The sequence below is a fragment of the Methylobacterium frigidaeris genome (genome assembly GCF_022179185.1).
Classification (GTDB): Bacteria; Pseudomonadota; Alphaproteobacteria; order Rhizobiales; family Beijerinckiaceae; genus Methylobacterium; species Methylobacterium frigidaeris.
Window position 1 is genome coordinate 51083 of sequence record NZ_BPQJ01000008.1, and the last position, 11455, is coordinate 62537.

The 11455-nt window shown below is 73.2% G+C and carries 11 protein-coding genes; 6 read left to right on the forward strand and 5 right to left on the reverse strand.

Annotation, left to right across the window (positions count from 1 at the left end; genetic code table 11):
* Window positions 1-52: 52 nt before the first annotated feature.
* Together MFF64_RS10685 and radA are read right to left on the reverse strand one after the other, a co-directional pair.
* On the reverse strand, window positions 53-646 hold the full coding sequence (locus MFF64_RS10685) for a CvpA family protein (protein WP_099904125.1): 594 nt from the start codon (window positions 644-646) through the stop codon (window positions 53-55).
* 118 nt (window positions 647-764) lie between these two features.
* Window positions 765-2219 carry a DNA repair protein RadA gene (radA, locus tag MFF64_RS10690; protein WP_238190738.1) on the reverse strand — a complete coding sequence of 485 codons (1455 nt, stop codon included), beginning with the start codon at window positions 2217-2219 and terminating at the stop codon, window positions 765-767.
* 183 nt (window positions 2220-2402) lie between these two features.
* On the opposite strand from radA, the gene MFF64_RS10695 reads away from it, so the two are divergent.
* Window positions 2403-2978, forward strand: a complete 576-nt coding sequence (locus MFF64_RS10695; protein ID WP_099902327.1) for a cytochrome b — start codon at window positions 2403-2405, stop codon at window positions 2976-2978.
* Window positions 2979-3212: 234 nt separating this feature from the next.
* Here MFF64_RS10695 and MFF64_RS10700 read toward each other — a convergent pair whose 3' ends face one another.
* The gene (locus MFF64_RS10700) at window positions 3213-3770 is read right to left on the reverse strand and encodes a TetR/AcrR family transcriptional regulator (protein WP_238190739.1); all 558 of its coding nucleotides are present in this window, start codon (window positions 3768-3770) and stop codon (window positions 3213-3215) included.
* 91 nt (window positions 3771-3861) lie between these two features.
* On the opposite strand from MFF64_RS10700, the gene MFF64_RS10705 reads away from it, so the two are divergent.
* Complete coding sequence (locus MFF64_RS10705; protein ID WP_238190740.1) at window positions 3862-5055, forward strand: MFS transporter; 1194 nt, start codon at window positions 3862-3864, stop codon at window positions 5053-5055.
* A 37-nt stretch (window positions 5056-5092) separates the two neighbouring features.
* On the opposite strand, the gene MFF64_RS10710 is transcribed toward MFF64_RS10705, so the two are convergent.
* Together MFF64_RS10710 and MFF64_RS10715 are read right to left on the reverse strand one after the other, a co-directional pair.
* The gene (locus MFF64_RS10710) at window positions 5093-6193 is read right to left on the reverse strand and encodes a hypothetical protein (RefSeq protein ID WP_099901831.1); all 1101 of its coding nucleotides are present in this window, start codon (window positions 6191-6193) and stop codon (window positions 5093-5095) included.
* Between the two features lie 477 nt (window positions 6194-6670).
* On the reverse strand, window positions 6671-7315 hold the full coding sequence (locus MFF64_RS10715; RefSeq protein WP_238190741.1) for an outer membrane protein: 645 nt from the start codon (window positions 7313-7315) through the stop codon (window positions 6671-6673).
* Window positions 7316-7585: 270 nt separating this feature from the next.
* On the opposite strand from MFF64_RS10715, the gene MFF64_RS10720 reads away from it, so the two are divergent.
* From MFF64_RS10720 to MFF64_RS10735, 4 genes are read left to right on the forward strand one after another with little or no spacing between them, the layout of a single operon-like run.
* Complete coding sequence (locus MFF64_RS10720; protein WP_238190742.1) at window positions 7586-8821, forward strand: glycosyltransferase family 2 protein; 1236 nt, start codon at window positions 7586-7588, stop codon at window positions 8819-8821.
* Window positions 8814-9950 (forward strand): acyl-CoA dehydrogenase family protein, encoded by a 1137-nt coding sequence (locus MFF64_RS10725; protein ID WP_238190743.1) that lies wholly within the window; start codon window positions 8814-8816, stop codon window positions 9948-9950. The genes MFF64_RS10720 and MFF64_RS10725 overlap by 8 nt, the downstream gene beginning before the upstream one ends.
* On the forward strand, window positions 9950-10729 hold the full coding sequence (locus tag MFF64_RS10730; protein ID WP_099903989.1) for a PIG-L deacetylase family protein: 780 nt from the start codon (window positions 9950-9952) through the stop codon (window positions 10727-10729). Before MFF64_RS10725 ends, MFF64_RS10730 begins: the two co-directional genes overlap by 1 nt.
* Window positions 10726-11343, forward strand: a complete 618-nt coding sequence (locus tag MFF64_RS10735; protein WP_099903988.1) for a class I SAM-dependent DNA methyltransferase — start codon at window positions 10726-10728, stop codon at window positions 11341-11343. Before MFF64_RS10730 ends, MFF64_RS10735 begins: the two co-directional genes overlap by 4 nt.
* The last annotated feature ends 112 nt before the right edge of the window (window positions 11344-11455 follow it).

Below are 11455 nucleotides of genomic sequence, written 5' to 3' on the forward strand. Positions count from 1 at the left end.
AAGGGCGCCGGTCGGGCGCCCTTGCATCGGTCGGGTGATTGAACGGGCCGCGTCAGCGGCGCGGGCTGGCATCCGTGCGGCGCTGGGGCGGGGCATCGGCCTCCGCCGGCGCGTCGGTGCCGGGATCGGTCTCGGGCTTGGGCTTGCGGAACTGCTTGAGCAGGCCCTCCGGGTTGTCCGGCAGCATCGCCACGAGCTTCTGGCCGCTATTCTCCAGGATCTCGCGGCTGCGGGCCTGCTGGGCCCAGTCCGGCACCTTGCCCTGTACCAGCCAGGCGAGGAACACCCAGCCGATGACGCAGATCAGGAAGCCGCGGGCCGCCCCGAAGGCGAGGCCGAGGCTGCGATCGACCGCGCCGATGCGCGAATCGAGGATCAGGTCCGAGATCTTCACGGTGATCACCGAGACCACCAGCAGGGTGACGAGGAAGATCGCGGCGATCGAGACCACCAGCGAGACGGTGTCGCTGGAGACGTGCTGCTTGACGGTCGGCAGGAGCAGCGGGTGCAGGTACCAGGCGAGGCCGGCCGCCGCGACCCAGGCCACGATCGCCAGCACCTCGCGGGTGAAGCCCCGCACCGCCGCGAGCAGCGCGGAGATGACGACGACACCCAGCACGACGAGATCGAGAACGGAGAACGGCATCGGCAGGAACGGTTCGGGGGCTTGTAGCGTTGCCTCGGGGTCGCGGCTGCCCTGACCGCCGGGGTTGTATACGCTGCCGGACACGATCCGTCACCCTCGGGCTGACAGGCAGGCCCTCTCAGATGTCCTCATCGTCGTAGGCTGGCATCCGCTGCTGCGGGCGCCGCCCGCCCCGGACCGGCTTGCCGCTGGCGGCGACCCCCGCCACCAGGTCGGCGATGTGGCGAAGGCTCTCCGCCGGAAAGCCCTTCTCGGACCCGTCGCGGCCCGCTCCCTCCCGGCCCTGCGGCATCAAGGCCTTGGCGAAGCCGAGCTTCTGCGCCTCCTTCAGCCGCGCCGGGGCCTGCGCCACCGGGCGGATCGCCCCCGACAGGCCGACCTCGCCGAAATACACCGCGTCCGACGGCAGAGCAGCGCCCGAGAGCGAGGAGACCAGGGCCGCCGCCACCGCAAGGTCGGCGGCGGGCTCGCTGATGCGCAGGCCCCCCGCGACGTTGAGATAGACGTCGTGGCCGCCCAGCCGGATGCCGCCATGGGCCTCCAGCACCGCCAGCACCATCGAGAGGCGGTTGGGGTCCCAGCCGACCACGGCGCGCCGCGGCATGCCGAGCGCCGAGGGCGCCACCAGGGCCTGGATCTCGACGAGGAGGGGCCGCGTGCCCTCCATCCCGGCGAAGACCGCGGTGCCCGGCGCCGCGAGGTCGCGCCCGGCGAGGAACAGGGCCGAGGGGTTCGGCACCTCGGACAGGCCGCCGTCGGTCATCTCGAACACCCCGATCTCGTCGGTGGGACCGAAGCGGTTCTTCACCGCGCGCAGGATGCGGAAATGGTGGCCCTGGTCGCCCTCGAAGGAAGCCACCGCGTCGACCATGTGCTCGACCACCCGGGGTCCGGCGATCTGCCCGTCCTTGGTGACGTGGCCGACCAGGATCACGGCGGTGCCCGAGGTCTTGGCGAAGCGGATCAGGCTCTGGGCCGAGCCGCGCACCTGCGTCACCGTGCCGGGGGCCGATTCCACCGTCTCGGTCCACATCGTCTGGATCGAATCGATGATCGCGAGCGCCGGCGGCCGGCCCTGGCTCAGTGTGGCGATGATGTCCTCGACATTGGTCTCGGCGGCGAGTTCCACCGGCGCGCTCGACAGGCCGAGCCGCTCGGCCCGCAGGCGCACCTGGCCGACCGCCTCCTCGCCCGAGATGTAGGCGACGCGCTCGCCGCGCTTGGCGAGCGCCGCGGAGGCCTGCATCAGCAGCGTCGACTTGCCGATGCCGGGATCACCGCCGAGGAGGATCACCGAGCCGCGCACGAAGCCGCCGCCGGTGACCCGGTCGAGCTCGGCGATGCCGGACGAGGTCCGTGGCGCCTCCTTGACCTCGCCGGTGAGGCCTTCGAGCGGGAAGATCCGGCCCCGGGCCCGGCTCGGCCTCGTCGCGACCGGCCCGGAGACGGGGCTTGCCGCACCGGTCTCCTCGACGATCGTGTTCCAGCCGTTGCAGGCCTCGCAGCGCCCGCGCCAGCGGTTGTAGACCGCGCCGCAGGACTGGCAGGCGAAGGTCTGGTGGTTCTTCGCCATCGGCGGCGGATCTCCGAAGAAAGGTGGCCGCGCGCCGGCAGCCTCATGTGTTCCTGATATGTCCCGAGGAGGGCGCCGCTGCAACCGCGCCCCGCGACGGTCCGGAAACGAACCCGCCGCGCTCGTGTCCCAATCCCCCGCGAAAGCTTGGGCTTACTCTCCCGCGTCACGGATGCGCGCCCGATGTCCCGGCCAGGCCGAACCTACACCTACGACCGCGTCCAGCGCGGCTTCCACTGGCTGATGGCGGCCCTGATCGTGGCGGCGCTCGGCCTCGGGATCTACGCCGCCTGGCAGGTGCCCGGCACCTCGCCGCGGCGCGAGCTGCTCGACATCCACAAGTCGCTCGGCCTGACGGTACTGCTGCTCCTGCCGCTGCGCTTCGTCTACCGGCTGGTCGCCGGCGAGCCGGCCTACCGTGCACCGCCGTCCCGTAGCGCGCACGCCGCCGCGACGCTGGCGCACCTGACGCTCTACGCCCTGATGCTGCTCTTGCCCCTCAGCGGCTACGTCTACTCGGCGGCGGGCGGCTACGGTCTGCCGTGGTTCGGCGTGTTCTCCTTCCCGCGCCTCGTTCCAATCGACAAGGCTTTGTCGCAGGCGGGCTACGGCGCCCATTACTGGATCGGATGGGGCTTGGGGCTCGTGCTCGGCCTGCACCTGCTGGCGGTCGCCTGGCACGCGTGGGTCCGCCGCGACGAGGTGATGGGGCGGATGTGGCCGCGGCGGGGGGCTGGGGGTGACGAGGCTTCCGCTTGATCTGATCTGATAAGGTAAAGCTCGGGATCTCCTCTCCCGTGTGGGAGAGGGGTAGGGGTGAGGGTGCTACGGTTCAGAATGGATCTGAACCGCCTTGCTGGCAGCACGACTGTTTAAGTTTTACACTGAAGCGTCCCACCCTCACGCGGGATCTTCGATCCCCCGGCCCCTCTCCTGCACCGGAGAGGGGAGGTGCGCTCTATGTTTCATCGGACAGATCAAGTAGACGCCATTTCAAGCGGCGGTGAATGCATTCTCCACCAAACCCCCCACCCGCTCCGTCGCCAGCGCCTCGTCGAACAGGATGCGAAACAGGATCGGCGCGATGACCCGGTCGAGGACCGTGTCGATGTCCGGAAACGCCTCGCCGCGCGCCGCCGCGCGCTCGGCAATGACGGCAATCTGCTGCCGCGCGTAGCTGCAGCAGCGCCGGGGGCCGGTCTCGCCCTCGGCGGCGAGCACGTCGCGGATCATCTCGCGGCCGATCCCGGAGGACATCTCCTCGGCGTACTGCTCGGCCCAGGCGAGGAGGTCGCCGCGGCCGCTGCCGGTCTCGACCGGCACCATGTCCGGCCGCAGCCGCTCGACCGCGACGTCGGCGAGAAGCTCGTTCAGCTCGCCCCAGCGCCGGTAGATCGTCGAGGGCGTGACGCCGGCCTCCGCGGCGATCAGCGGGATCGTCACCGCGGCACGGTCCATCCGGGCGAGGAGGTCCCGCGCGGCGCGATGGACCGAGGCCTGGACCCGCGCGCTGCGCCCGCCCGGACGCGGCCCTGCCTCCCTCTCCGCCATCGCCATCGATTCTCCAAACGCAAAATATTTGCTTTTAGCGCGCCGCGGCGCTAGATCCTTAACGCAACGGATTTGCTTTAGGGGCACAGCGATGCGCACAGGTCAAGGATCCCGGCGGGTCGACCCGCTCGCAGTCCACGCCGTGACGCTCGGGGCGTTCTTCGCCGCCGCGGCGGCCCCGACGCCGCTCTACCGGATCTACCAGGAGACCCTGGCGCTCTCCCCGGTCTTCGTCACCCTGGTCTTCGCGGTCTACGCGGTGGCCCTGCTCAAGGCGCTGCTCGTCGCCGGCTCGCTCTCCGACCATCTCGGGCGCCGTCCGGTGATCGCCGGGGCTTTGTGGCTCGAGGCCGCAGCGATGGGCCTGTTCCTCCTCGTCGAGAACGGGCCCGGCTGGCTCGTCGTCGCCCGGATCGTGCAGGGGCTCGCCACCGGCATCGCCGCCGCCTCTCTGGGCGCCGCCCTCGTCGATGTCGACCGCGCCCGCGGTCCGATCGTCAACGCGGTGGCGCCGCTCGCCGGCATGGCGGTGGGCGCGCTCGGCACCAGCGCGCTGATCCAGGTTGCCCCGCTGCCGCTGCACCTCGTCTACGGCCTCCTGCTCTGCACCTTCGCCGGGCTGGCGCTGGCGATCTGGCGTATCCCCGAGAGTGCCGCGACGCGGCCAGGGGCGCTGGCGTCGCTCAAGCCCCGCATGGCCGTCCCGCCCCGGATCCGGCGGCCCCTGGCCCTGGTGACGCCGATCAATATCGCCAACTGGACGCTGGGCGGCTTCTACCTCTCGCTGGTGCCCTCGGTGGTTGCGGCGGCCACCGGCAGCCGCGCGCCGCTCACCGGCGGGGCCGTCGTCACCGCCCTGATGGTGGCCGGTTCGGTCTCGGTGCTGCTTCGGCGCGCCGCGCCGCCGCGGGACAACCTGACCTTCGGAGTGCTTGCCACCGCGCTCGGCGTCGTCGGGGTCGTCGCCGGCATTCATGCAGCGAGCGTGCCGGTGCTGATCGTCGCGACCCTGGTCACCGGCTGCGGCTTCGGCGCCAGCTTCCTCGGCTGCCTCGGCACGTTCATGCCCCTCGCCGAGCCCGACGAGCGCGCCGGCCTGCTCGCCGCCTTCTACGTCCAGAGCTATCTCGCCTTCAGCCTGCCGGCGGTCGGCGCCGGCTTCCTCGCCCGCGCCCTCGGCTACGCGGCGACGGCCGACCTCTACGCGGCGGCGATCCTGGTGGTGAGCCTGACCGGGCTCGGGATGCTGCGGGCGCAGTCGGGGCGGGGGATGGCGGCGGCGTAGGAACGCCGCTTACAGGGTCTTCGTCACAGGATTCTCGTCACAGGATTCTCCTGGCGAAGTGCACGAGCCGGGACGCCGCCCCCCCGATGCAGCCGCGCAGGCCCGACGCTTCGACCGGGAACCGCGTGCCGAACTCGCTCCGGATCGCCCCGAGGATCTCCGCGACCTGGACCTCCTGCCCGCTGCCGGGACCGAGCCGCGCCAGCTCGTTCACCTCCCGGGGCGGCGGCTCGGCGACGCGGGTGCTCCAGTCGGTGCCCCAGACCCGGCGGGCGAGGGCGTCGTTCTGCCGGTCGTAGGCCTCGGCGACCCGCGCGGTCATCGCCGGGTCGAGGGCCCGGAACGGCTCGGCATCGAAGCCGCGCTCGTGCGCCAGGGCGTCGATGCGGGCGGTCACCGCGCGGGCGAGACCTTGCGTGCCGCCGGCGCCCTCCGCGCGCAACCGGCGCGACACCTCGACGCCGATCGGCCCGAGGCTCTCGTTGGTGCGGTAGGCGAGGTCGGACGGCGTGAGGAGCGGCAGCAGGCGATCGGCGAGCCCGAGCTCGACCGCGATCCGCTCGATCAGCGGGGCCGGCGATTGCCGGTCCTGGACCGGCACGAGGTGCACGCGCCCCGCGGCGGCCCGCGCCCAACCCTTGAGACCGCGCCAGTAATCGTACCGCCGCGCCCGCAGCTCGGCCTCGAACGCCGTCGCGAAGGCCCGCGCCTCGCGCAGGAACTGGATCCGCCAGGTGTATTGCGATTGCAGGTAGGCTCCTTGCGGGCGCACCGTCATCAGGATCTCGGGCCGGAAGCCCCGGCGCTCGAACAGGCCGCAGAGGAGGCGTGGTGCCCGGTGCCAGGGCGGCAGCAGGCACAGGCTCTCGTAGGAGAGCAGGACGACGTCGTCCCGGCTCTCGGCGAGCGCCCGGTCGAGGCGGTCGATCAGCTCGCCCCGCTCGCGCCGCGGCCGGCGCCCGTCCAGGGTCTCGCCGAGATGCTGGTGGCTGACATGCGGGTCGGCGGCGGAGGCCGGCGTCAGCGCGGGGTACAGGATGCCTGTCCGGTGCAGGTCGTCGCGGCGGATGTGCAGCAGCATCTGCAGCGACGAGGTGCCGGTGCGCGGGGTGCCGATATGGATGATGGCGCGGCGCATCGGAGGCCTCAGCGCCGGTCCATGCGCAGGCGTCCGTCCGGTCGGGCAACCCGGTCTTGGGGAGATGCGCCGGGCATCGTCCGGTCAGGGATCATGCGGATCTCCCATGCATGCGCCGGCACCCCGGAGGGCGTCGGTCTGCCCGAGCCGGCACGGTGCGGTGCGGCAGCCCCGTTCCACCAATGCCGTCGGTCACGGCTCAGGCGGAACCGTTCCTGAAGCAGGGATGCGCGCCCGAACCAGGCGATTTTGCGGCGTCCTGGCCCGGGTTCCCAGCAAAACCCGGTCCTGCAGGAGAAGAGTCGGGCCTCCCTGCCATCGGGAGGCGTCCTATCTCCATGATTTTGCCGGTGATCCGGCTTGTCGATCGGTGATCTACGTCAGGGGAGATTTATTTTTGGATGGAATTGTTGCCGAATGCGTTTCTGGTTCAATGCGAAATGTTGAGTTGCGTGAATGACGGTTGCCGTGCCCGGCTCAGCGCAGGCCGCCGCCCACCACGCCCGCCTCGACGGCAACCGACAGGCGGTCGGTGATTGCCCACTCGACCCCGACATGCGCGTTCGGCAGGACCGCGATGTCGTCGCGCGAGAACGGGGCTGAGACCGGCGTCGCCCCGGCCCGGAGCGTGCCGTGCAAAGCCGCCGCGCCGGCCCGGGCGTAGAGCAGCACGTCCGGCGTCAGGAGCGTGCCGACTTTCACCTGCACGGCGCCGGCGAAGTCGCGGGTGTAGCTCAAGCCCCCGAAGCCCGGGGTCAGGCCGCCGGAGGTCGCCGCGAGGTAATCGAACCCGCCGGCGATGCCGTAGACGAACCGGCCCTCCTGCCAGAGCCGCCCGCCCTCGAAGCCGATGGTCGGCCCGGCATAGCTGCCGAAATGCCGCGACGACACCGCCTCGAACCCGGTCGACAGCCGGGCATAGGAGCCGGACCAGCGACCATCCTCGCCGGGTCCCTCCTCGAGGCCCCTCTCACCAAGGCCCTTGGGCCAGGCGAAGACGGGCAGGTACCCGAAGCCGGCGAGGCCCTGCGCCAGGCCGGGATCCGGCATGAGGGCGCCGAGGCCGAGGACGAGGCAGGCCGCGAGGCGGCGGCGGGAGCGGGAATCGGCGCGTCCGGTCATGCCGCCACGATAGCCGAGAGCGGGCCGCTTCGCATCGGGGGACGCGGCGGAGGTTTGTAACTGCAAACCGAGCGGCGGAAATGCCGGCCGTCCCGAAACGGAGCGGCCGAGCCGGCCGGCATCCCGTCGATCGGTCGCGGGAAGCAGGTCGGCGCTCCAGGGAGAGGCGGTCAATTTGGTCGCACCCTAGAGACTGGGGTGGAGTATGACATAGGTTAATCCGCGAGGGCGGCCGGCGCGACCGGCTCGGGCCCCCCGGAGACGCCGCGCGTGACCAATCCAGAGGACCGGGGCCGAACCCGGAGGCCGGTATCCGGCGGCTCGCCCGCGCCGTGCTGCATCGTCGCCGTGCCGGTCCGCAACGAGGTCGCCCGGATCGGCGCCTGCCTGCGCGCGCTGGCCGCGCAGGAGGAGATCGGGGCGGATGGCCTCGGGATCGTCCTGTTCCTCAACAACTGCACCGACGGCACGGCGGAGGCCGTCGCGGCCCTCGTGCCCGCCCTGCGGGTGCAGGTACGGGTGATCGAGCGCGACTTCGCGGGGGCGCATGCCGGCTGGGCTCGGCGCGAGGCGATGGAGGCAGCCGCCCTCTGGTTGGAAGAGGTGGCGCCGGTCGTCGGCCGGCTCGACGGCACGGTGCCGGACGGCGTGATCCTGACCACCGATGCCGACAGCCGCGTGCCGCCGGACTGGGTCGCGCGCAACCTCGCGGCCCTGGCGGGAGGCGCCGACGCGGCCGCCGGAACGATCACGCTCGACGAGGCCGAGGCCGCGCGCCTGCCGGACGCGCTCCACGCCCGCGGGCGGCTGGAAGGCACCTACGAGGCGCTGCTCGTCGCCCTCGAATCCCTGATCGACCCGGTCGCGCACGATCCCTGGCCGCGGCACGCGACCCGCTCCGGGGCGAGCCTCGCGGTTCGCCTCTCCGCCTACCGCGCCGCCGGCGGCATGCCGGCGCTCCCCTTGGGCGAGGACAGGGCCTTCGCGGCGGCGCTCCTGCGGGCGGATGCTCGGATACGCCACGCCCCCGACATCGTCGTCGTCACCTCGGGTCGGCTCGACGGCCGCGCCCCGGGCGGCGCGGCCGACACGATGCGGCAACGCTGTGCCGTGCCCGAGACCCCTTGCGACCCGCGCCTCGAGCCCTTGAGCCGCGCCCTGTTCCGGTACGCCTGGGGACGCCGGCTGCGGCGCCTGCACGGAGCCGGACGCTTCGCGCGCACCGGGCTCTGGGCGCCCTGGCTGCGCGTGCCGCGCGCCGAGGCGCACCGCATCGCCGGCCTCCCCACCCTCGGCGCCCGCCTCGCGGCGATCGAGGCGGCGAGCCCGCTCCTCGCCTGTCACCCCCTGCGCCCGCGGGCGCTGCCCCGGCAGATCCGCGCCGCCCGCCTCCTGCTCGCCGGGTTGCGGCGCGGGGCACGGAGCCTGCGGCTCCTCGGCACCCTCCGGCCCACGCGCGCCCGCCCCGCCCTCGGCCGGGCGTCGGAGGAGGCCGGCAATGCGTGAGGCCGTCCGTCGCGCGACGCCCCCTTCGGCCGAGGGAAGCGTCGCGGCTGCCCGCCGGATCGCGATCCTGGCCGCCGAGCGGGCCGACGCGCAGGACCGCGACGACGGCTTCCCGGCCGAGGACGTGGCCGACCTCGCTCGGGCCGGCCTCCTCGCCGCCCCGGTTCCGACGGGAGAGGGTGGGGCCGGCCTCGGGCAGGAGCCGGGTGCCGCCGACCTCGCGGAGGTGCTGCGCCTCATAGGCGTCGGCAGCCTGGCCCTCGGCCGGCTCTACGAGGGCCACGTCAACGCGCTCCAGCTCGTCGCCCGCTACGCCGCCCCGGCGGAGCGGCGCGCCCTGTTCGGCGATGCCCGTGCCGGCCACCTGTTCGGGGTGTGGAACACCGAGCCGGCGGCGGGCGGCCTCGTCCTCGGCGAGGACGGGCGGCTTGCCGGGGTCAAGACCTTCGCGTCGGGGGCCGGCCACGTCACCCGCGCCCTGGTGACGGCGCGCCGGCCCGGGCACGCAGCGCCGCTGATGCTCGTCGTCGCCCTCGAGCCCGGGAGCCGGGCCGACCTTTCGGCCTGGCGCGCGCAAGGCATGCGCGCCTCGGCCACCGGCACCGTCGACCTCACCGGCCTCGCGCCCCTGGCCCGGCTCGGCGGGCCGGACGACTATCACCGCCAGCCGCACTTCTCCGGCGGTGCCTGGCGCTTCGCGGCGGTGCAGCTCGGGGGCATCGACGCGGTGTTCGAGGCCTGGCGCGGCCACCTCGCCCGAACCGGGCGGGGCGACGATCCTCACCAGCTCGCCCGCCTCGGCGAGGGAGCGATCGCGCTCGAAGGCGCCCGGCTCTTCGTCGGCCGGGCGGCCGGCCTCGTCTCCGAGGAGGTCCTGCCGGCGGAGCGCATCGTCGCCTTCGTCGACCTTGCCCGGCTCGCGGTCGAGCGGGCGGGGCTCGAGGTGCTGGGCCTCGCCCAGCGCTCCGTCGGCCTCCAGGGCTTCCTGCGCGGCCATCCCCTGGAGCGGCTGTCGCGCGACCTCGCGACCTATCTGCGCCAGCCCGCCCCCGATCGGGCGCTGACCGGCGCCGCTGCCACGATCCTCGCCGTCGACGGACCGGTCGCCACGCTCTGGGAGCCGCGCTGATGCGGGCCGACGCCTTCCTCGCGGCGGCCGAGGCGCTGCCGGTACGCTCTTTACGCGACCTCGTGCCGGCCGGCGGGATAGTGGTGGTGGCGCCCCATCCCGATGACGAGAGTCTCGGCTGCGGCGGGCTCATCGCCGAAGCCTGCGCCCAGAAAATCCCGGTCCGGCTCGTCGTGGTGAGCGACGGGATCGGCTCTCACCCGAACTCGAAGAGCCACCCGCCCGAGCGCCTGCGGAATCTACGCGAATCAGAGACCCTGGCGGCGGCGGCGAGCCTGGGCCTGAGCCCCGAGCACATTGCCTTCCTGCGCCTGCCCGACCGGTTCGTGCCGGCCTCCGGTCCCGAGGCCGAGGCGGCCGCCGGGGCGATCGCGGAGGCGGCCCGGGCCTGCGGCGCGGGCGCCCTTTTCGTGACCTGGGCGCACGACCCGCATTGCGACCACGCGGCGAGCGCGGCGCTCGCCCGCCGCGCGCGGGAACTCCTCGGCCGAGGATTCCTCGGCACCGTCTCCCTCTACGCCTACCCGGTCTGGGGCTGGACGCTGCCGCCGGAGACCGAGATCGGCGAGGAACCCCGGGGCGCCCGCCTGGCGATCTCCCACCATCTCCGCGCCAAGGCCGCGGCCATCGCCGCCCACCGCTCGCAGACCACCGACCTGATCGCCGACGATCCGCAGGGCTTTCGCCTGGAGCCGGCGATGCTCGCCCGCTTCGCGCGGGACCATGAGATCTTCCTTGGAGACCTTCCTCGACGTCGCTCGTTAGGGAGGCTGCGATGACCCGCCACACCACCTCGCTGCCGCCCGGCTACTTCGACGAGCGCTACGCCGCCGATCCCGACCCGTGGAACTTCGCTGCCAGCCCCTACGAGCGCGACAAGTACGCCGCCACCCTCGCGGCCCTGCCGCGCCCGCAGTACGAAGCCGGCCTCGAGATCGGCTGCTCGATCGGGGTGCTGACGGCGGCGCTCGCGCCCCGCTGCGACACCCTCGCCGCCCTCGACGTGGCCGAGGCCGCCCTGGCCCAGGCCCGCACGCGCTGCCGCGACCTGCCGGGCGTCCGCCTGATGCGCGCCCAGGTGCCGGGCGAGTGGCCGGAGGGCCGCTTCGACCTGATCCTCCTGTCGGAAGTGGTCTACTACCTCGATGCCGGCGACGTCGCCCGCCTCGCCGGCCGAGTGCGCGAGAGCCTGCTTCCGGGCGGCGACGTCGTCCTGGTGCACTGGACCGGCGAGACGCACTACCCCCTGACCGGCGACGAGGCCGCCGACCTGTTCATCCGCGAGACCCGCGCCCGCCTCGCGGTCGACCGCCCGATCCGCACCGCGTCGTACCGGCTCGACGTGCTGCGGAGCCGGGAGGCGGTGCCCGGCGCGTCCGGCTCGGCACCCTGACGCGATCGTCTTCCTGCCACGCGATTCCGTGAAGCCGGGGTCGATGGCGCCGCACCTGTCGATCTCCCGCGAGCCCGTCCCCCCATCCGGGACGCTATTCGGCCGACCCGAG